This window comes from Streptomyces sp. MMS24-W38 (assembly GCF_059889265.1).
The window spans coordinates 715,736-734,281 of record NZ_JCBCPP010000001.1 but is presented as its reverse complement, the minus strand read 5'-3'; the positions used below and the strand labels follow the sequence as shown (position 1 = coordinate 734,281).

At 70.5% G+C, this 18,546-nt stretch carries 19 protein-coding genes, 1 tRNA gene and 3 pseudogenes; 10 read left to right on the top strand and 13 right to left on the bottom strand.

Going from position 1 to position 18,546, the window contains the following annotated elements; genetic code table 11:
• Window positions 1-33: 33 nt before the first annotated feature.
• Entirely contained in the window at window positions 34-1,041 is a 1,008-nt protein-coding gene (locus AC6F7H_RS02355) for a homoserine dehydrogenase (protein ID WP_500754873.1), read from the top strand.
• A gap of 61 nt (window positions 1,042-1,102) precedes the next feature.
• On the opposite strand, the gene AC6F7H_RS02350 is transcribed toward AC6F7H_RS02355, so the two are convergent.
• On the bottom strand, window positions 1,103-2,233 hold the full coding sequence (locus tag AC6F7H_RS02350) for a winged helix DNA-binding domain-containing protein (RefSeq protein WP_500754871.1): 1,131 nt from the start codon (window positions 2,231-2,233) through the stop codon (window positions 1,103-1,105).
• A 213-nt stretch (window positions 2,234-2,446) separates the two neighbouring features.
• Between AC6F7H_RS02350 and AC6F7H_RS02345 the strand changes: the two genes are divergently transcribed.
• Together AC6F7H_RS02345 and AC6F7H_RS02340 are read left to right on the top strand one after the other, a co-directional pair.
• Window positions 2,447-2,659, top strand: coding sequence for a hypothetical protein (locus AC6F7H_RS02345; protein ID WP_500754870.1), 213 nt, complete (start codon window positions 2,447-2,449; stop codon window positions 2,657-2,659).
• A 150-nt stretch (window positions 2,660-2,809) separates the two neighbouring features.
• Complete coding sequence (locus AC6F7H_RS02340; protein WP_500754869.1) at window positions 2,810-3,118, top strand: hypothetical protein; 309 nt, start codon at window positions 2,810-2,812, stop codon at window positions 3,116-3,118.
• Between the two features lie 445 nt (window positions 3,119-3,563).
• On the opposite strand, the pseudogene AC6F7H_RS02335 reads toward AC6F7H_RS02340, so the two are convergent.
• Both AC6F7H_RS02335 and AC6F7H_RS02330 read right to left on the bottom strand, forming a co-directional pair.
• Window positions 3,564-3,665 (bottom strand): annotated as a pseudogene (locus AC6F7H_RS02335) (IS200/IS605 family transposase); the annotation flags it as partial.
• 19 nt (window positions 3,666-3,684) lie between these two features.
• The gene (locus tag AC6F7H_RS02330; RefSeq protein ID WP_500754867.1) at window positions 3,685-4,377 is read right to left on the bottom strand and encodes a maleylpyruvate isomerase family mycothiol-dependent enzyme; all 693 of its coding nucleotides are present in this window, start codon (window positions 4,375-4,377) and stop codon (window positions 3,685-3,687) included.
• 195 nt (window positions 4,378-4,572) lie between these two features.
• Here AC6F7H_RS02330 and AC6F7H_RS02325 point away from each other — a divergent pair, with 195 nt between their 5' ends.
• Window positions 4,573-5,292 (top strand): leucine-rich repeat domain-containing protein, encoded by a 720-nt coding sequence (locus AC6F7H_RS02325; RefSeq protein ID WP_500754866.1) that lies wholly within the window; start codon window positions 4,573-4,575, stop codon window positions 5,290-5,292.
• Window positions 5,293-5,372: 80 nt separating this feature from the next.
• Here the strand turns inward: AC6F7H_RS02325 and AC6F7H_RS02320 are convergent, their stop codons facing one another.
• The 6 genes and pseudogenes from AC6F7H_RS02320 to AC6F7H_RS02295 all read right to left on the bottom strand — a co-directional run bounded on the left by AC6F7H_RS02320 (window position 5,373) and on the right by AC6F7H_RS02295 (window position 9,702).
• Window positions 5,373-5,804 (bottom strand): DUF4259 domain-containing protein, encoded by a 432-nt coding sequence (locus AC6F7H_RS02320; protein ID WP_500754864.1) that lies wholly within the window; start codon window positions 5,802-5,804, stop codon window positions 5,373-5,375.
• A gap of 325 nt (window positions 5,805-6,129) precedes the next feature.
• Window positions 6,130-6,203: transfer RNA gene (locus AC6F7H_RS02315), tRNA-Ala, on the bottom strand.
• Window positions 6,204-6,755: 552 nt separating this feature from the next.
• The gene (locus tag AC6F7H_RS02310) at window positions 6,756-7,133 is read right to left on the bottom strand and encodes a hypothetical protein (protein WP_500754863.1); all 378 of its coding nucleotides are present in this window, start codon (window positions 7,131-7,133) and stop codon (window positions 6,756-6,758) included.
• Between the two features lie 39 nt (window positions 7,134-7,172).
• Window positions 7,173-8,351 carry a M48 family metallopeptidase gene (locus AC6F7H_RS02305; RefSeq protein ID WP_500754862.1) on the bottom strand — a complete coding sequence of 393 codons (1,179 nt, stop codon included), beginning with the start codon at window positions 8,349-8,351 and terminating at the stop codon, window positions 7,173-7,175.
• 255 nt (window positions 8,352-8,606) lie between these two features.
• Window positions 8,607-8,870 (bottom strand): DUF397 domain-containing protein, encoded by a 264-nt coding sequence (locus AC6F7H_RS02300; RefSeq protein WP_500754861.1) that lies wholly within the window; start codon window positions 8,868-8,870, stop codon window positions 8,607-8,609.
• Window positions 8,867-9,702 (bottom strand): annotated as a pseudogene (locus AC6F7H_RS02295) (helix-turn-helix domain-containing protein). Before AC6F7H_RS02295 ends, AC6F7H_RS02300 begins: the two are co-directional and overlap by 4 nt.
• A 43-nt stretch (window positions 9,703-9,745) precedes the next feature.
• Between AC6F7H_RS02295 and AC6F7H_RS02290 the strand changes: the two are divergent.
• Window positions 9,746-10,330 carry an ATP-binding protein gene (locus AC6F7H_RS02290; RefSeq protein WP_500754860.1) on the top strand — a complete coding sequence of 195 codons (585 nt, stop codon included), beginning with the start codon at window positions 9,746-9,748 and terminating at the stop codon, window positions 10,328-10,330.
• Here AC6F7H_RS02290 and mmuM read toward each other — a convergent pair.
• Entirely contained in the window at window positions 10,230-11,147 is a 918-nt protein-coding gene (mmuM, locus tag AC6F7H_RS02285) for a homocysteine S-methyltransferase (protein ID WP_500754859.1), read from the bottom strand. The genes AC6F7H_RS02290 and mmuM overlap by 101 nt on opposite strands.
• 117 nt (window positions 11,148-11,264) lie before the next feature.
• Here mmuM and AC6F7H_RS02280 point away from each other — a divergent pair, with 117 nt between their 5' ends.
• The 3 genes from AC6F7H_RS02280 (at window position 11,265) to AC6F7H_RS02270 (ending at window position 13,499) form a co-directional block, all read left to right on the top strand.
• Complete coding sequence (locus tag AC6F7H_RS02280) at window positions 11,265-12,098, top strand: class II glutamine amidotransferase (protein WP_500754858.1); 834 nt, start codon at window positions 11,265-11,267, stop codon at window positions 12,096-12,098.
• A gap of 109 nt (window positions 12,099-12,207) precedes the next feature.
• A complete protein-coding gene (locus AC6F7H_RS02275) occupies window positions 12,208-13,002 on the top strand; it encodes an isocitrate lyase/PEP mutase family protein (RefSeq protein ID WP_500754856.1) in 795 nt (264 codons plus the stop codon).
• Window positions 13,003-13,073: 71 nt separating this feature from the next.
• Window positions 13,074-13,499, top strand: coding sequence for an NUDIX hydrolase (locus AC6F7H_RS02270; RefSeq protein WP_109378943.1), 426 nt, complete (start codon window positions 13,074-13,076; stop codon window positions 13,497-13,499).
• Here the strand turns inward: AC6F7H_RS02270 and AC6F7H_RS02265 are convergent.
• From AC6F7H_RS02265 to AC6F7H_RS02255, 3 genes and pseudogenes are all read right to left on the bottom strand, one after another.
• Window positions 13,486-14,235 (bottom strand): hypothetical protein, encoded by a 750-nt coding sequence (locus AC6F7H_RS02265; RefSeq protein ID WP_500754855.1) that lies wholly within the window; start codon window positions 14,233-14,235, stop codon window positions 13,486-13,488. The genes AC6F7H_RS02270 and AC6F7H_RS02265 overlap by 14 nt on opposite strands.
• A gap of 30 nt (window positions 14,236-14,265) precedes the next feature.
• The gene (locus AC6F7H_RS02260) at window positions 14,266-15,681 is read right to left on the bottom strand and encodes a prenyltransferase/squalene oxidase repeat-containing protein (protein WP_500754854.1); all 1,416 of its coding nucleotides are present in this window, start codon (window positions 15,679-15,681) and stop codon (window positions 14,266-14,268) included.
• A gap of 395 nt (window positions 15,682-16,076) precedes the next feature.
• Window positions 16,077-16,811 (bottom strand): annotated as a pseudogene (locus AC6F7H_RS02255) (glycoside hydrolase family 2 protein); the annotation flags it as partial.
• Window positions 16,812-17,633: 822 nt separating this feature from the next.
• Here AC6F7H_RS02255 and AC6F7H_RS02250 point away from each other — a divergent pair.
• Together AC6F7H_RS02250 and AC6F7H_RS02245 are read left to right on the top strand one after the other, a co-directional pair.
• Window positions 17,634-18,185: an OvmZ protein gene (locus AC6F7H_RS02250; protein ID WP_500754853.1), complete on the top strand. Its 552-nt coding sequence runs from the start codon at window positions 17,634-17,636 to the stop codon at window positions 18,183-18,185.
• A gap of 20 nt (window positions 18,186-18,205) precedes the next feature.
• Window positions 18,206-18,439 carry a helix-turn-helix domain-containing protein gene (locus AC6F7H_RS02245; protein WP_500754852.1) on the top strand — a complete coding sequence of 78 codons (234 nt, stop codon included), beginning with the start codon at window positions 18,206-18,208 and terminating at the stop codon, window positions 18,437-18,439.
• The last annotated feature ends 107 nt before the right edge of the window (window positions 18,440-18,546 follow it).

Sequence of the window (18,546 nt, the reverse complement as noted above, 5' to 3'; positions counted from 1 at the left end):
CCCGTACGGCGTACCGAAGAGGAGCAGAGGACCATGCGTGAAGTGAGCCGGGCCGATGTGGTGCTCTCCGGATACGGTCCGGTCGGCCAGGCCTTCGTCGAGTACCTGGCTCGGCAGCGGGACGAGCTTGCCCGCCGGCACGGTGTACGGGTGAACGTCGCTGCCGTCCGGGCGAGTTCCGGACAGTGCCGACTCCGCGAGGGCGAACCCGTGCCGCCCCGCTCGGCGTGGAGCCCACTGGCCTCGTTGGAGGAGACACTCGACCGGACCGCTGCCCGCGTGTTCGTCCAGGCGATCCCGTCCTCACCCCGACTCCGCCGGCACGCCGCGGAGGAGGCCATGACCGCCCTGCGCAGAGGGGTCCATGTGGTCACGGCCACCAAGAGCCACCTGCTCAGCCACTGGCGGGACCTCGACGAAGCGGCCCGTGCAGCCGCCGTCATGATCAGGATCTCCGGGGCGACGGGAGCCGCTCTGCCGGCGGGGGACCTGTCCAGGACCTCGTTGCGAGGTCTGGGCTGCACGACGATCCGGGCCTGCCCGAACGGCACCGCCACTTTCGTCCTCGACCGCCTCGCCGAGGGCGACTCGCTGGGTGAGGCGGTTCGGGAGGCTCAGCACCGCGGAATCGCGGAAGCGGATCCTTCGTCCGACCTGTCCGGTGAGGACGCCGCCACGAAGGTGCGGCTGCTGGCAGCGCTGGCCTGGGGATGGGACCCGGCGTCCGTACAGGTGGAGGCGGAGCCGGTGGACGAGGGCACGTCCCGGGCGGCGCCGGCCGCGGTCTCCCGAGCACGCCGCCTGCGGGCCGTGGCGAGCGCCTCCTTGGACACGCCCCGCCTGGTCCGCGTCCGGCTGGAGGAGACGGAGCCCGGTGACCCCCTGCACGGGCTCGTCGGACCGGAGAAGGCTGTGGTGTTCGGCTGCCCCGACGCCGGCGACGTGATCGTCAGCGGGGGACGCTCGAGCCCCCTGGGCGCCGCGCTCGCCCTGGTGAAGGACACCATCGAGGTCACGGCTCCCCGAGCCGGATTCCTCTGACACGTGATACGCGGGGGGCCTGTGCTTTTGCTGTGGGAGGAGCACAGAGCGGGCAGGACGGTCAGCCCTTGACGATCCTGCTCTCGACACCGGGAATCCCCTTGTCCCACCAGTGCCCGTAGCGCCCGTAGACGGCGGGATCACGGTCGGCGAGCAGCACGCACAACCTCTCCGCCTCCTCGGTCAGACCATGCCACGCGGCCTTCGTGAGCGTGCGGAAGGCGGTCAGTTCCAGGCCGCCGTCAGCTGCGCGCCACACTCCGGCGACCTGCCCGTCAACGAGCAGGCAGGGCAGCATGTCGCCGTTGCGCCGTACGACCGACGGCCGGTGTTCCTGCGGCAGGAGCCGCCCGGGGACGGCGTGGGCCAGCATCGTGCTGTCCCACATCGGCAGCAGCCTCGGCGGCACCGGGGTGTCCTCGGCGGGCACGGTGGCGTCCGCCAGGTCGAACAGCGGGGCGCGGCCCGGACCCGCCACCCGCACCACCCGGTCGCCGAGCTCCCGCAGTGCCTGGGTGACCACTGGGCGCCCCAGCAGGGTGAACCGGGCGAAGTCCCGGGCCGACGCGGGCCCGAACGCCCGTAGGTGGGCGAGCAGCAGCCGCCGTACCCCGACCGCCGCGTCCTGGGGCGCGTATTCGGAGGCTGCGAGGTAGGCGTTCCGCTGGGTGAACGACCACGGGCCGCCGGTCGGCGCATGATGGATTGGCGCGTACGTCCGCAGCGCCCACCACACCCGGTGTGCGTGCTCGCCGAACCGCCCCGTGACCTCCTCCTCCACCTCGGCGCCGGTGCGGGGCCGTGCCAGGAACCCGGCAAGCTCCGGCAGCAGCGCGTCGGCGTCGGTAGGGGTCAGCGCTGTCGAGGTGAAGCGGCGGTCGTACAGCCGCGACGCCCGCAGAGTGCTCAGCATGGCGGCGTGGTGGTGCGCGTAGTCCTCGGCGTGGACGGCGTGCAGCGTGATCCGCATGAGGGTCGCCTTGACGATCCGGCGGTCCGCGAACGCCGCGTCGAGATCCTCGGGCGCGAAGCCCTGCAGGCGGTTCCACAGCGCAAGGTACGGCGACGCCGGCGTCTGCGCCTGGATGGCGCAGATCCGCCGGACCGCCTCCGCCACATCGAGACGCCGGCGTTCGAGCAGGAGTTGACGGTCCAGAGTGGCCAGGACGAGCTGCCGCGGGGTGAGGGTCACACCCGGATCATGCCGCGCCCAGGCCGTCCAGGAAGCCGGTCCTGCCGGATCGCCACGAGCACCTGGGTCCCAGAGGTGACACACCTACCCGAAAAACCGTGAGCACTTCGCCCACCACTGTCCATATGCCGCTCATTCGAGCGCTCAAGTGACATTCGCCTGCTGACTGTTCACGCTGTTCACGCTGTTCACCGAAGCGTCGGCCATCCTCCGTTGCGCAGGTCCCGTACAGACCCGGCCCCGGCGTGCGCGGCCGCGCCGTCCGCCGACGCGACACCGAGCGACTGCACGTCGTTCCTGGCTTCGCAGGGCTGCTCCGGCACCGACGCCGACCTCGCGTGCCCCACCGACGGTTCCGGCCTGCCCGCCGACCAGCTGCTGTGCCGCGTGTTGCTGATGAACGTGTCCTCGGTGTCCCGCCGGTGACCGCCGACACCGCCTTCCGCCACGTGACCCCTTCCTGAGAAGCCGGGTGCCGGGCAGGACCAGGAGGCCGGGCGTTCAGGGAGGACGCGTCCTTCATCGCGGCCCCCGGGCTTCTGAGATGATCATCGTTGGAGTGATCAAGGGGGGCGCGTGTCCACGTTCTTTCTGGTGGTCGGTTCGGCGATGGCGCTGGTGCTCGGGGCGGCGGGAGCGGTGGCGCTGGTGACCGGCCGGATCGTACTGCCCTGGTTCCAGGGCGGTGTGAGCCGTCCCGGACTGTGGGGTGCCGGCGCGCTCCTGCTGGCCGGAGGCCTCGCGGCCACGCGCCGCATGCCTTCCGGGGGCAACATGCCGCTCGTCCTGCTCGGGCTCTCCCTGATGACGGCGTCGCAACTCCTCGAGGAGCCCCGGCGGACACGCTCCGGCCGGGCCGCGAGGTCCGCGAGTCGTTCGAAATAATTTCCGAAAATATCGATTCCGAGCGACTTCGCGCGCTGCGGCATGGAGCGACCTGGAAAGGGAACTGAGCGTTCGACTGCCCGACGACTACAAGGAAATCGTCGGCAGATGCGCCCTGGTTCAACTGAACGGTCATCTCTTTCTGAGCCGTACCTCCGCTGACCGGTGGAACTCGGGGCGATGGATGCAGGAGACGGTCCAGGCGGATACGGGGGAATGGCGGCTGTTCGCCTGCGACGGCGAGGAGGCGCTGTATCACGAGTACCGTATGTCGTTCGCCGAGTGGCCCCACCGGTATCCGACCGGTGAGGACAGGTTCGGTCCGAACAGCGGCCTTTTCTCGCTCTGTTCCTGGTCAGTGCTCCGCCCTTCAGAGCGGGGGCGAAGGCCATCCCCGGGTCGGAGGCGCGGAGCGCCGGAGGGCTCTGCGCCTCAGCGGTGACGGTCAGACAGGGCGTCGCTGGTTCTCGATGTACCGCTTGGCAACGGTCAGGGGTGCCCCGCTGCACGATCCGGCGAAGCAGGAACCGGACCGGAAGTGTCCGCCCTATCGGCACCCGTGGCGGTCAGGGCGTCAGCGGGCCGGCGAGAACCGCTGCGCCCGCCGCGTGGTCCCCCGACCATGAGATCGACGCATCGGCAGCGGACACCCGACCCCAGAGCATGAGCAGCAGCCGCTCCGCCTTTCCGGAGATCTCGGCGACGGGCTCACCCGGACCGTGAGTCCAGGACCGGCCGGTGTCGGTAGCCCGCAGCCGCAGCGCATGGCGCGGCGGTTCGGCCTGTCCGCGCGCGATCTGACGCGGCGCCATCGTGTCGAAGACCTCCGCCACGCCGTCCGCCGCGAACTCCGGGTCGAAGGGGAGAGCACGCCCGAGCGCGTTCTGCGCGTCCCAGCGGTGGATCAGCGTCTCCTGGGCGCGCCGCCGCTGCCAGAAGCCCACGGTGTGCGGCGGGGAGAAGGTCCACGCCTCGATGGCGGGATCAGTGTCCAGCACGGCCAGTAGCTCGTCCACCGAGGCGTCGAACCAGCCCCGCACATCGGCGCCCGCCTGCGGTGCGGGCGGTGCCTCGTAGTCGCCGCGCTTGTCGGTGATCGCGGCGGCGGCCCAGCGGTTCCCCTGGCCCATGTGCTCGGCAAGGTCGCGCAGCGTCCATCCCCCGCAGTGGGGGACGGGTGCACCGAGGTCGTGCCCGAGGCAGGCGCTGAACGCAGCGGACTCCTGGCGCAGCAACTGGAGGTAGGGAAGCGAAGTCACCGCGCTGACCCTACCCACCCCCAGCCCACGACCCTGCGCCCGCCCCGTCGATGCCTGCGGCCCCCACCCGGCTCGCCGGCACCCGGGCCCAGGCCCGGCACTCGGCAACCGGCTGCTCTCCTCCGACATTGCTGCACGGCTTCGAGTTCCACGCGAGAATCTCGATCCGGACCGTCGACGGAAAAGGATGAGGCCGTGCAGCCCACCCTCAATCTCTGGCGCCGGCAGCTCGGGGAGGTGCCCGAGTCGGTCTGGCAGCGCACCGAGCTTCGAGTGCTGATCCTGGCAGACAACGGCCTCACGGCCCTCTCACCGAAGATCGGCCAACTGGACCGTCTGACCACTTTGGACCTCGGCCACAACGAGCTCACGGCGCTTCCCGACGCTCTGGGCGGCCTGGTCGAACTCAGCGACTGCCTCTACCTGCACGACAACGAATTGTCCCAACTCCCGGACACACTGGGCAACCTGACGCGACTGCGCTACCTCAACGTCGGCGAGAACCCTCTCACCGCCTTGCCCGAAACCGTCGGCCGGATGACGGAGCTGATCGAGCTGCGAGCCCAGCACAACCGGCTGACCGGATTGCCCGGCAGCATCGGCCACCTCCACAAGTTGCGCGAGCTCTGGCTGCGGGGGAACGGACTCAGAACTCTGCCCTCCACGGTGACTGATCTGCATGAACTAAGGCACCTGGACCTGCGGGAGAACGACCTCACCGAACTGCCCGAGTCCCTGGCCGGCCTTCCCCGGCTTCGACAACTCGACCTCCGCAGCAACCACATCGTCCAGATTCCGGACTGGGTGGTGCGGATGCCCGCCCTGGAGAAGCTGGATCTTCGTTGGAACACCTGCACGCTCCCCCGCCGCGTGCTGACGGGGCTGGAGGAACGCGGGTGCGTCGTCCTGCTGTGAATCGCCGGCAAAGCACTCCGACGTGAAGCTGCCGTCAATTCTCGGGTTCTGGCTCGACTTCTGTGCAGGGTGATGCTCCGTCATGGCTGGACATCGAAGAGAACGAAGGAAGGTGGCGGCGGGGCGAGTACTGCGCGAAGGCGGGCGAGCATCGTCCGCCATTGCTTCCAGTTCTTCGGATCACCCCAGTTCGAGGCCGGTCCCGCCTCGTCGTCGGCGATGCGGGCGAGGGCTTCGTCAGCGAGCGTCCGAAGGTCGGTGGGAAGTGCGGGCATGGGTGTTTCCGGGCCGTAGGGCGTGTCGACGGGGTCGCCTCCGGGGCATTGCGCCGCGATCAGTGCGGCGGCGGCCACCGCTTCCTCCGCTTCCGCGAGGTGGCCCGTGGCGTCGATCGTCCGGATGAGGACCCCTCGGATCAGGGCTTCGCGTGCATCGGGTTCGGCGTCGTCGAGAGCGTTGGCGAAGTCCGCGGCTGTGTCGTTGTCGAAGGGGCCGGTGTCCCAGGTGCCCATGCTGATCTCCTTGCGTTGCTTCGGCGGGATCCTCGCATCAGGCACCGACAACACGACTATGGGGCGAGCAGGACTCGTTTGCGCAGGCGTCGCCCTTCTGCGAAAGCGAGTTCTGCCGACGTGATGTCGGGCTCGGTGGGGTCCACTCAGAACTCCGGTCGTGAGTCACGCATGCGGCTGCCGTCTGCACCGCCTCTTTGCTCCCACTGGTTCGGTCCGCCGGCTTCGGGCGCCCCGGCGGCGCCTGTTGGAGCGACTGGACGAGCAGCTCACGTCCTGATCACCAGAACCAGAACGGTCGGTGGCCGTGACTGCCGGGGTGGGACGGGGCCGGCCGGATTCGAACCGGCGTCCTCCCACATGCGGTGAAGGCGCGACAACCCCTGCGCTACGAGCCCCATCCCGCCAGGGATCATACGAGCCCCCTGCGCTCCGCCGCTCTTGAATCGTCGAGACGACGACGGAGCACGATGGTGTCCCGCCGGGTGGTGCAGGGGAGGGCTCCGCGGTCCCTGCACTGCGGGACCGGAGACGGGTGCCGTGCCGAAAACCGTGAGCAGTCGGCGGGTATGTGTCACTTGAGCGCTCAAATGAGCGGCATCAGGACAGTAGTGGCCAAAGTGCTCACGACTTTGGGACGGGGTGTCCTCCCCGGGTCGTGGGAGGGTGTCCGGGCACCGCCACGTCGAGGCCGTCGTCCCACCGAGCGGTCGCGGAACACCGCCCGCACGAGCAGCCGACCGCCCTGGCAAGGCCCGATGCGCCGTCACTCGATTCCCGCCCCCGGCTGGCAGCACGACCGACCCCGACCTGCGACGCCGCCTTCGGATCCCTTGCACCACCCGCAGGGACACCATCCGGCCCGGCCATGCGAACCGACAACCTTGCCGCCACCTACCAGGCCGCACGCCATCTCGCCGCCACCCTCATCCGGGCCCGGCGACAGCCTGCTCAGCGATCGACCACCCAGCGTGCGTCCGCAGGCCAGGATCCCGTGCCGACGATGTGCTCCACGATCCTGAGCGCCTCACCGATGGGCACGGTGTCTTCGTCCGGGTACTCGTCGTGCTGCCCGTTCGAGAGGACGAACCCGTCGCTCGATCCCTCGGCTCCTGGATCCACGGCATGCTCGCCGGGACCGCCCTCTTCTTCGAGCAGCATCACCATCGCCCGCTCGGTGTTCGTCACGACGGCCGGCGAGCGTCCTGACGAACTGGTCAGCCACGTCTCCGACTGCCCACTGCCGACCCTCGCCCGAAACGTCTCCACCACCGCCTCGGACGACACGGCGACGGCGCTGCCGTCATCGATCCCCCAGGACTCGATCATGAGGACGACGATCTCATGGACGGATCCAAGAGACGATGCCTAATCGTCGAAGCCGTCCCGGATGACCTTTCGTGCCACCGTGTTGCGTGCGTCGGCCAGTTCCGCGGCGATCCGGTGCTCCCGGTCGTCGTCCGCCACCACGGCCGCGGGCACGGGCACACCGGTGAGCAGGCACTCCCGGCGCAGATGGGTCGGCGGATGCGTCGAGTCGATGCTGTGCCCCCTCAAGACGCCGACACGGCGCTGACGTTCGTACTCGTACTCCGGGATCGCGGCCACGCGCGCGGCGAGATGCTCCCACAGCCCGTCCCCGCGCTCCTCGGCCTGCCTGGTGCCGCGCCGCGCGGCTCGTCTCTTGTTGGCTGCGATCCGCAGGGTGTTGGCGGTCGACTCCGCGACCAGGAGCCGGTCCATGAACCCCACGGCGGCCTCGGTGGAGCCGGCACGGGCGGCCACGGAGTCGGCGAGGTACTCGGCACGCTGAGTGGCACGCAGCGTCAGCTGGTCGAGCAGCATCAGCATGCCCTGGAGCAGCGAGTACGGCACGAGGTAGAGCAGGTTGACGACCATTTCGCCTGGAGACGGGTTCGCGATCGGCGTGAAGTAGTAGTGCCACGTGGTCAGCGAACGGTACGCGGTCGCGACGATCAGCCCGTGGCGGGTGTCCCCGTTGCTGTAGTGGCCCAGCTCATGGCCCAGCAGTGCGATCCGCTCCTGCGGGGTGAGGATCTCCCACAGGGGCAGGCCCAGCACCAGCAGGCGACGACCGCGCACGCCGTAGGTCGTCACGGCGGCATTGACCTCGGCGTCCACCGTGATCACGTCCACGCCACGGGTGTCGGCCACGCGGGCGACCTCGTCGATCAGCGCGTACAGCTCGGGTGCCTCCGCGCGGTGCAGCAGCGGCGCGTCGTCGGGCAGCCCGGGCAGCCGCGGCCGGAGCGACCACGCAAGCGCCAGGAGGAACAGGCCCAGCACCACCCCGGCACCGCCCCATCCGCTCACGACACACCAGATCCCGCCCGCCAGCAGGGCGAAGGTCACGCCATGAACGCCGAGTGCGATCGCGCAGGCGAAGAGCGCGGGGGCATCCCGCCTCGGACTCAGCGTCCCACCGGCGGTCACTTCGGCGAGCAGCTTCTCGCCGTGCCGACGGGCCAGGGTGCGCCGTGCCCTCTCCAGCCGTCCCTGCTTCTCATCGGGCTTTGCCGGATCCACGTTCCAGTCACACGCGGCGCACCAGGTGATGAACCGGCTGTCCTCACGGATCTCGGCCCCGCACTGAGGGCACGGCCGAGTCACTTCTTCTGTGGCGCTGCGCATGAGTGCGCTGTTCCCTTCCCCCCACAGCCTTCCAAAGGCTGCCTGTTCATGACAGGCCAAAGCTGATCACGTAGGCGCGCCCGCGTAAAGCCTCGGGCCCCGGCCGACATTCGACATCGCCGGGACCCGCCGCAAACTCAACGAGGCCCCTTACGGACGCGGTCCAGCCGCAGTCAGCTCTCCCCCGGACAGGAACGCGGCCCAGGTCTTCGGGGTGACGGTGAGATGGGGCGCGTCAGGGGTTTTGGAGTCGCAGATGTGGATGGCGGTGGGATGGGCGGCCACTTCGAGGCAGTTGCCGCCTTCGCTGCCGCTGTGGCTCGACTTGCGCCAGGTGTAGGCGACTTCGATGCAGTTGCCGCCCTCGTCGCCGCTGTAGGTCGACTTGAACCACTGGAGTGCGGTGCTGCTCATTTCTCTCCCAGGAGACGGTCCAGCAGATCCCTTGTGTCCTCGGGCGTGAGGGCCTGTGACCGCAGCATCGCACATTTCTGCGTCAGGATCGCCACCTCGTCGGGGTCGGCGATCAGTTGGCTGCCGCGCTGGTTCTCCGTGTAGGCGAGCCGCTGGTGTTCGGGCGTCTCCAGAAGTACGAACGGGCCGTTGAGTCCTGCGTGGCTCGTTCGTTCCAGCGGCAAGACCTGGAGCATGAGGCCCGGTAGCTCGGAGCACTCCCGCAGATGGCAAAGCTGCTCGGTCCAGACTTCCCGGCCGCCGATTGGCGCCAGAACTACCGGCTCCCAGACTACGAAACAGGTGATGGGTGCGTCCTTGCCGTGCAAGATCCTGTGGCGCTCAAGGCGCGCTGCTACCAGCCGGGCGATCGTGTCCTCGCCATGGAACGGCACGCGGCTGCGGAAGACCGCCCGTGCGTATGCCTCCGTCTGAAGCAGGCCCGGCAGCACCTGGTTCTCGTAGGAGGAGATGGCGATGGCCTCCCGCTCCCGGTCCAGGAACTCCTCCGCCCACAGCGGGACCAGGTCCACCTCCGGCATGTGGGCCAGCGCAGCCGTCAACGCGCCTTTGGTGTCCAGGAGATCGTCCAGTTGGTCGGCGAGGTCCGGTTTCAGGGGGCGTCTGCCCTGTTCGATGGAGGCGATCTGTTGCTCGCTCACGACGAACTGTTCGCCCAGGAGCGCTGTGTGTGGCCCGCCGCTTCCCGGAAGGTGGCGAGCAGGGCGCCCACCATCTTCATCGCGGACGCGTTCCTGCGTGACCGGGACCGTGGTCTTGCCGTGGTGCTCATAGGGTCGAACTCCCCACCCGCGCGTGTACGTTCACCGTCGCGCATGCGTACATACGGGACGTACGGGTGCGCGGACTGTTTCATGATGGGTGCGGAGCGTGACTCTCGTCCCGTGAATCAGGAAACTTCACCCCTGTCCCGAGTCCAAGCCCCGCTCGAGCGGTTCTTTCTGCGTGAGCGCCGGTCCGTGCCGGACGCGCGGGCGTTCGCGCGGCGGGTGCTCGCAGAGTGGGGTGCGTGCGGGCGTGAGGACGATGTGCTGCTGTGCGTCAGTGAACTCGCCACCAACGCGCTGGTGCACGGTGTGCCGCCGGGCCGCGGGTTTCTGCTGCGGATGCTGCCGTACGGCGACGGTGGCGTACGGGTCGAGGTGCACGACAGCGGGGGTGGTGTACCGGCCGTACCGGAGGAGGCGGATGCGCCGGAGCCCGGGGAGGGCGGGCGCGGGCTGTTGCTGGTGGAGGAGGTGGCGGACAAGTGGGGCGTGGGGGAGCGGGGCCCGGGAAAGGTCGTGTGGTGCGAGTTCGCTACGGCTCCCGCACCACACGGGCGATCGCCGCGATTGTTTTCGGTCCCACCCGGCAGCATCCCCCGATCAGCCGTGCCCCGGACTCCCGCCAGCCCGTGACCCGCTCGGCGGTGAAGGTCGGCCGACCGGTCCATGCCCGCGACCCGGCGTCCCAGGTCTCGCCGCTGTTGGGGTAGACGACGACGGGTTTGCCGGTGACGCGGGCGGCGAGGGCGACGGCCTGGTCGGCGTCCTCGGGGGTGCAGCAGTTGACGCCGACGGCGATCACCTCGTCCGCCCGCGCGGCGAGCGCGAAGGCGTCCGACAGGGGCTGACCTGCGCGGGTGCGGTCACCGATCGCCGAGTACGACAGCCAGGCCGGGACGCCGAGCCCCCGCAGCGCCCTGAGCAGGGCCTTCGCCTCGTCGGTGTCGGGGATCGTCTCCAGGGCGAGCACGTCGGGGCCGGCGGCGGCCAGGACCTCCATGCGGGGGCGGTGGAAGCGTTCCAGCTCGGACACGGTGAGCCCGTACCGGCCCCGGTACTCGGACCCGTCGGCCAGCATCGCGCCGTACGGGCCGACGGAGGCCGCCACCCGGAGGATGCGGGGCGTCCGGGCCCGGCGGGCCGCCTCGCGGGCGCACCCGACGCTCAGAGCGAGCAGGCCGGCCGCCTCCTCCCGTCCGATCCCGCGCCGGGCGAAGCCCTCGAAGGTGGCCTGGTAGCCGGCGGTGATCGCCACGTCCGCGCCGGCCTCGAAGTAGGCGAGGTGCGCCTCGGTGACCGCCTCGGGGTCCTCGGCGAGCAGTCGCGCCGACCACAGTGCGTCGTTCAGGTCGTGCCCGGCCGCCGCGAGCTGGTTGGACATGCCGCCGTCGAGGACGACCGTGCCGCCCGCGAGGGCGTCGGTGAGGGCGGGAGCGGGGGCGGTGCTCATCTCCCCGACGGTAGTCGAGGCGGTCCCCGGGCCTGCCTCGCGGCCTCACAGCGCGCCCCTGCGGCAGGGCTGGGATCCTGAGGGGAGACGACCCCGCGGTCGGGAAGGCGGTGGACGATGTGCCGTTGGCTGGCCTACTCAGGCACCCCCATCCTGCTCGACAGCCTCCTTTACAAGCCGAAGCCCTCGCTGATCGATCAGAGCCTGCACGCCAAGCTGGGCGTCGAGACGACCAACGGTGACGGGTTCGGCGTCGGCTGGTACGGGCCCCGCGCCGACACTCCGGCGGTCGTCCGGGAGATCGGCCCGGCCTGGAGCAGTCGCAATCTGCGGGAGATCGCCCGCCACGTCCGCTCGTCCCTGTTCTTCGCCCACATCCGGGCCTCGACCGGATCAGCGGTGCAGGAGACCAACTGCCACCCGTTCCGTCACGGCCGCTGGATGTGGATGCACAACGGTGCGATCACGGGTTTCCACCGCATGCGGCGCGACCTCGCCCTGACCGTCGATCCGGAGCTCTTCCTCTCCGTCGAGGGGTCGACGGATTCCGAGTTGATGTTCTACCTGGCACTCACCTTCGGTCTGGAGCAGGATCCGCCCGGCGCGGTCGCGCGGATGGTGGGCCTGGTGGAGCGGGTCGGGCGCGAGCACGGGGTGGAGTACCCGCTGCAGATGACGGTGGCGGTGACCGACGGGCGACGGCTGTGGGCATTCCGCTACTCGACGCAGAGGGCGTCCCGTTCGCTCTTCTACAGCACCCGCGTGGAGACGCTGCGCTCTCTCCACCCGGACGTGGAGTTCCTGCGTGAGGCGTCCGACGAGACCCGCCTCATCGTGTCGGAGCCCCTGGGGGACCTGCCCGGGATGTGGAACGAGGTCCCCGAGGGCAGGTACGGCGTCGTCCAGCCCGAGGGGGACGAGATGGCCCGCTTCATCCCTCAGCCGGTGTAGGGGCGGGTCCTCGGTGAGAGGGACGGGTGGCTTCGTCCCGCCGGGCCGGGGCAGCGGGGGCGCGGACGCTTCGGCCGGAACCGAAGCGTTCCGCCTCCAGCATTGCCCCATGACCCAGAGGACCTTCGCCGATCTCCACCACGCCGACGAGCCCCTCCTGCTGCCCAACGCCTGGGACCACGCTTCCGCGGTGGCTCTCGCCGCCCAGGGGTTTTGGGCGGTCGGCACCACCAGTCTGGCCGTCGCGGCGGCGGCCGGGCTGCCCGACGGTGCGGCGGCGACCCGGGAACAGACCCTGCGACTCGCCCTCACCCTCGGCTCCGAGCCGTTCCACCTGTCCGTGGACGCGGAGGGCGGATTCAGCGACGACCCGGACGAGGTGGCCGAGTTCGTCCGCGAACTGCACGCCGTGGGCGCCGTCGGCATCAACCTGGAGGACGGGCTCGGGCCCGTCGACCGACACGCCGCGAAGATCGCCGCCGTCCGGGCCGCGGCCCCCGGCCTCTTCGTCAACGCCCGCACCGACACCCACTGGCTCGGTGACGGAGAGGGCACGATCCAGCGGCTCGAGGCCTACCGACAGGCGGGCACGCACGGAGTGTTCGTCCCCGGACTCGCCGACGCCCGGGAGATCGCCTCGCTGGTACGCCACTTGGGCGACGTTCCCCTCAACATCCTCTATTCGCCCACCGGTCCCTCCGTCCCTCATCTCGCCGACCTCGGCGTACGCCGGATCAGCCTCGGCTCGCTGCTGTACCGGAGGGCGCTGGGCGCGGCGGTGGAGGCGGCGACCGACATCCGGGCGGGCCGCGCATCCGGCGGCCCGGCACCCACGTACGAGGAGATTCAGGCACTGAGCCGGGCCACCGGCGGTGCGGCCGACGCCACGGCTTCCTTCGGGTGACCCTGGTACGGTGGCGGCTTTCGCGGGTATCAGAACCTTTGGACTCATCTCCGGCGAGGAACCGAGGAACCATGGACATGGACATCCCCGGCGACAAACGGCTGGCGGCAGCGGTCGTGAGGGACGACGAGGGGCGTGTGCTCCTGGTGCGTCGCAGCGAGACCGAGAGATTCCTGCCCCGGGTGTGGGGCGTGCCGTGCGGCAAGCTCGATCCCGGTGAGAGCGCCCGGGACGGCGCGCTGCGCGAGCTGAAGGAGGAGACCGGCCTGCTCGGTGAGATCGTGCGCAAGGTCGGCGAGTCGTCCTTCCTCAGCGAGTACGCGGGGCACGAGGTCAAGAACTGGCAGGAGAACTTCCTGGTCCGTCCGCTGTCCCGGGAGGTCACGCTGCCCAGTCCGGATCAGGACCACGCCTGGCTCCATCCGTCCGAGCTGACCGGTGTCGACATCGACGCCTACAACCTGGACGTCGTACGGCAGGCGCTCACGGACTCCTGAGCAGCTCCGCCAGCGCGCCCAGCGCGTCCAGGTAGGCCGGTACGTTCAGCGGTACCTTCGGCATCGCCGTCGGATGCGGGCCCGCCGCCGTGAACACGTCGGTGTGCCGCCGTCGTCGCCCGCCCGTCTCCAGGAACAGCGTCACCGTCGGCGCGTCCGTGTCGCACCAGGCGCGGTGCAGGGTGTGCGCCGGCAGGGCGTATGTGCTGCCCGCCGCGTACCGGCCCAGATGGGTCAGGCGCAGCCGCGCCGGACCCGCCGGTGCCAGCAGCCAGTCGGCCGACCCCTCGGCCAGCGACTCCTCGAACCGGGTCGTCCTGATCCAGGCGCCGCCCCGCGCCCCGGGCCCCGTCTCGGGCATCTCCTCGTACAACTCCGTGCACAGGCGCCCTCGTACGACATGGGAGGCCAGCGCCGAGCGGTGGTTGTGGATGTCCTCCCGGCCGGTGCCGTCCGCCCCCGCGTGCCACACGTGTGCGCGCAGCATGTGCAGCGGGCCCGAGTCGACCAGCAGCAGTTTGTCGAAACCGAGGACGTGCCGGTACGACAGCCTGGCGCAGGCCTCCGGATCACCCGCTCCGGAGGCGAGTTCGGTGACCAGCTCCAACAGGACTTCCGGTGACCCGAGTTCGGCGACGACCGCGTGAGCCGCGGCCACCTGGTCCCGTTCGGGCAACGTGCCGTCCAGGGTCCTCGCCAGCAGTCGCCGCGCCGTCAGAACCCGCTGACCGCCCATGCACTCCGTCCTCCGTCCTCCGGCTCCCGCTCACCGCGCGGACGCCGTCTCGTCGGGCCGATAGGTCCACACCGCGTGGGCGCGCAGCGCCGTCACACCCTGGTAGGTCATCCACATCGGGCGCCGCAGTTCCGTGCTGTCGCCCCGTTCCCAGGACCAGATGCCGTCCTGCTGCCCTGCCCGCACCGACGCCGCCGCGCCGTCCAGCAGCTCCCGCCAGGTGTCCTCCAGGCCGTCCTGCCGGGCCACCTCCAGCGCGCCCGGGGACAGCAGGGCGCGCACGATCCAGGACGCGGTGAAGTGCCGTACGTTCAGCACCTCGTGGTGTGCGGGGTCGTCGGGGCGCGGGCGCCGTACCTCCTCGCGCCGGTACTCCAGGTCCAGGCAGGAGTGGTGCGGCGCGTCGGGGCAGGACAGCAGCCAGCGCACCCCGTCCTCGCGGGCGGCCCGCACCGCCGCGCTCTCGCCCAGGACGCGGGCCGCGCGGTCGAGGGCGAGCACCGCCTGCGCGGTGTGCACCGGGGACGGCGGCCCGTACGGAGGGTCGAGCCGGTAGCCCCAGCAGCGCAGATGGTCCCTGCCCGGATCGCTGATCGACCCGTCGACGAGTGCCTCCCGCAGCACCGGCAGGGCGTCGCAGTCGGGTGCGGCGCGCAGCAGCCCGCGCAGCACCGTCGTCATCACATGCGTCGACTCGCGGCCGGCCCGGTCGGCCTCACGGGTGAAGGCCGCCGTGCAGAGGTCCACCTCCCGCGCCAGCTGCCCGCCCCGGGTCGAGCCCGCGCGGGCCAGGGCGCCCAGCACCAGCGCGGTGACTTCGGGGCGGGCCCGCGCGCCCTGCGACCGCGCCGACCAGCCGCCGTCGGGCAGTCGCAACCGCCACAGAGTGTCGGCCAGTTCGCCCGGTGTGAGGCGTCCGTCGGGCACGCCCAGATCGAGCATGATCTGCAGCCCGTACGCCGTACCGACCGAGGTGGGGCGGGACGGGGTGCTCTCGCCCAGGGAGTGCGACCAGCCGACGAGCCGTCCGCGCTCCGGATCGTCGACGACGGACACCTCGTCGACGAGGGTGTCGTGGGTGGCCGCGAACAGGCGCGGGAGCGGGCCGGGCACCGGGCCGGCGGTGGGCGCGGGAGACGGCAGGGGCCGTTGGTCCGAAGCCGTGGCGCGGGCCCGTACCAGGGCCGCGGCGAGCCAGGCGGCGAGCGCGGTGCCGAGTCCGCTCACCGACGCGACCAGGTACTTCGCGGCCTCCCCGTCGACGGAGTCGGGCAGCATCTCGAAGAGGAACTGGAACACGGCGTATCCGGCGGCCATGCAGCCGAACCCGCCCAGCCAGCCCACGAAACGGGTCGGCCGGGAGACCGCCTCGTCCCCTCCGGTGGGGGCGCGGTCGTCCGGACGGGTGGGTCGCAAGGGGCCGCGGCCGAGCTGCTGTGGGGACAAGGCGCGCTTCATCCCCTCCCGTTGGGCGGCACATGACGTCCGCGTTCACGCCATCTTAGGAAAACGGCTCCGACTCAACGTCCGTACCGCTGTTTTCGCCGTCTCACACCCGGCACCGCCGTCCGATGCGTGACCGTGGCACATACGCCCCTTCCGGCCTCATCTCCGGCTCTCCCGGAAGCAGTTCGTCAGGGGGACGTGCAGGGCCTCGACCGTCTTGTCCCAGGGTGCGTCGACATCGCGCGGGGCGCCGGTGCCACGGAGCCGGGCACGGGCATCCTGCTGGAAGCGCTGCTCGCCCGTACGGACCTCGGAGCGGACGACTTCCACCGGGCGCGAGCGTTCCTGCGCCCGGCGTGAGTGCCGTCCGCCCCTGCCGGAAGGAGCTCCGGGCAGTCGCACTCGTCGACGACCCCCAGCCCGTACTCGTCGCACAGGTCGAGGAAGGCCGGGTGCGGCGGGTAGTGGGAGGTGCGGACGGCGTTGACGTTGTGCCGCCTCATCAGCAGCAGCACGTCCTCGCGCATGGTGTCCGGATCGAGTGCGGGGTCCCGCTCGGGGTGCCACTCGTGCCGGTTGACGCCCTTGAAGAGGAGGGCCTTCCCGTTGACCTCGATCCGGCCGTCCGTGAGCGCGACGGTGCGGAACCCCACCCACAGCGGGACGCGTCCACCGGCGGTGGCCAGCAACCCGTCGTAGAGGCGGGGGCTCTCCGCCGACCAGGGGTCGACCGGCAGCGCCACCGGTTCCCCGGTCGCGACGTCGATGCCCAACTCCGGTACGGTTACCCGTCCGTCGGTGCCGGAATCGACGCGCAGGGTGCCCTCGCCGGTGACATGGTCGTAGGAGGCGTGCACGAAGAAGTCGCCGACGGTGCCCGCCGGCCGGTGCAGCAGTGTCACGTCACGGAAGATGCCGGGCAGCCACCACTGGTCCTGGTCCTCCAGATACGAGTCGGCCGACCACTGGTGGACCCGGACCGCGAGGACGTTCCCGGTCGCCTTCAACAGTGGCCCGACCGCGAACTCGTGCGGCAGCCGCGACCCCTTGAACTCCCCGACGTCCGTGCCGTTCAGCCACACCCGGGCACAGGACTCGACGCCGTCGAAGCGGAGCACGGCGCCGTCGCCCTCGGTCGGGGCGGGCCGGCCGCCGTGGGTGCATGTGACCGCGCGGTAACGGTCCATTCTCTTTGTGATCTTCGTCTTATTGCGCGTCGGGATGGGAGTGCATTAGTCATCGAGCGGGTCGCGCGGGCGGAGTCGATCTCCGCGGCGCCGCATCCACCCCACTTCCGCGCGCGGACGCCCGGTCCGGCCGTCCGGCCCGAGTGGTGTGTGCCAGCCACCTGCCACGCTTGCCCGGAGCGCCAGGTGCTGCGGCCTTTCAGCCGATGGGTTGTCAGATTCCGTTTCGATTCCGGGCGTTGTGCTGCGGTGACTGTGCCGCGGACGCGCGGAACGCTCCGACGCGAGCAGAAACACTCCTGTAGTCGTCTGTTCTCTTTCGGACACTACGATCCGGTTGCCAGTCGTCCCCTGGTGGGTGTCTCATCTGTCCTTGATCCCGGAGCAGACGTGGGCCTCCATCCGGGGAGGCGCACGATCGAATCCGCCTGCCGTGGTGCCGTTGGGGGGTGTGCACGCGCTCGTTTGCCGTCTTGACGGCGTGTTCTGTGTTCGGAGCCGGGTTTTCCCGCTCGCCGGACGGTTTGCAGCAACCACTTCACGGATCAGTGCATCGGACCGGAGCGACCGACCATGGGCCCGCGTTCTCGGCCCGCTCCGAGTCCCGTTCTCCGGCCCCACCCAGCCCGGTACCCCGGGCGGGGCGGGGCCGTCACACACGGACACTGAAGGAAAGGTTCGAGGAGTCAGATGCACAAGCACCCCATACTTTCCACCGGCCATATGGGCCGGGACTGTGCGGCACTCTGCGGGAGTGTCTGCCGGATGTGCATCGAGAGGCTGCGGGGAGAACTGCTCACCCTGCTCGGTCTGTACCGCGAGAGCGACCACGCCTTGACCCCGAGTCCAGCCCGGATGCGGGAACGGGTGGGCGGGAGCAGATCCGTCGGCATAGTGCTCGACGAGCGGATCGTCGAGATGCGCACGGAGACCATGGACGTACTGGCCTCGTGGGCGCGGCTGGTAGTCGAGGAGCGTGGGGCGAAGGGGCCGCGGGGCCGCGATGTCGCATCGCTGGTGTCGTTCCTCCGCGAGGAGATGGACTGGATCGCCGGGCACCCCGCGGTCGCCTCGTTCGACGAGGAGGTGCACCAGCTGCTCCAGCGGCTCGGCGCCCTGTTCGGTCCGGCCCCGGTGCGCGGGCTGCCGCTCGGGGCGTGCGTGGAGCCCGAGTGCACGGGCATGCTGCTGGCCGCGGTGCGCGGCGCCGGCGGGTCGGCCGCGGCGCCCGGCCAGGTCTCGTGCGACGCCGGGCACGTCCTTCCGCCGCGCCAGTGGCTGATGGTGGCGGGACAGATGGCGAGGCGGTCGGAGTGACGACCTCGAGACGCAGAACCGTGTCGACCGAGCTGGCCGCGCTGGCCATGGGCGTCAGTGAGGCGACGATCCGCAAGTGGGCCTCCCGGGGCAAGATCACCCGCTACGGAAGGAAGCAGCGAGCCGAGTACGACCTCGACGAACTGCTCGCGCTGAGGGAACGCGGAGCGCCGCTGTCGACCGATGGACGGCAGACGCGGGCTCATGACGTTACGGGGGTGAGCGCTGTCGACCGACCACGTGAGCCTCGCTGACCTGCGATGTTGGTTCTCCGATGGGTGGGATGGGGGATGGAACCCTTGCAAGATAAGCGGGTTGACGGTTCAGGAGATTGAGTGTCACACTTCTTCCGGCAGCTCCA

Bases quoted from the DNA above. Each gene is read 5' to 3' on its own strand.
- AC6F7H_RS02355 (WP_500754873.1), top strand. From the start codon at position 34: ATGCGTGAAGTGAGCCGGGCCGATGTGGTGCTCTCCGGATACGGTCCG.
- AC6F7H_RS02320 (WP_500754864.1), bottom strand. From the start codon at position 5,804: ATGGGCACCTGGGACACCGGCCCCTTCGACAACGACACAGCCGCGGAC.
- AC6F7H_RS02310 (WP_500754863.1), bottom strand. From the start codon at position 7,133: ATGATCGAGTCCTGGGGGATCGATGACGGCAGCGCCGTCGCCGTGTCG.
- AC6F7H_RS02300 (WP_500754861.1), bottom strand. From the start codon at position 8,870: ATGAGCAGCACCGCACTCCAGTGGTTCAAGTCGACCTACAGCGGCGAC.
- AC6F7H_RS02290 (WP_500754860.1), top strand. From the start codon at position 9,746: ATGCGTACATACGGGACGTACGGGTGCGCGGACTGTTTCATGATGGGT.
- mmuM (WP_500754859.1), bottom strand. From the start codon at position 11,147: ATGAGCACCGCCCCCGCTCCCGCCCTCACCGACGCCCTCGCGGGCGGC.
- AC6F7H_RS02280 (WP_500754858.1), top strand. From the start codon at position 11,265: ATGTGCCGTTGGCTGGCCTACTCAGGCACCCCCATCCTGCTCGACAGC.
- AC6F7H_RS02275 (WP_500754856.1), top strand. From the start codon at position 12,208: ATGACCCAGAGGACCTTCGCCGATCTCCACCACGCCGACGAGCCCCTC.
- AC6F7H_RS02270 (WP_109378943.1), top strand. From the start codon at position 13,074: ATGGACATGGACATCCCCGGCGACAAACGGCTGGCGGCAGCGGTCGTG.
- AC6F7H_RS02265 (WP_500754855.1), bottom strand. From the start codon at position 14,235: ATGGGCGGTCAGCGGGTTCTGACGGCGCGGCGACTGCTGGCGAGGACC.
- AC6F7H_RS02250 (WP_500754853.1), top strand. From the start codon at position 17,634: ATGTGCATCGAGAGGCTGCGGGGAGAACTGCTCACCCTGCTCGGTCTG.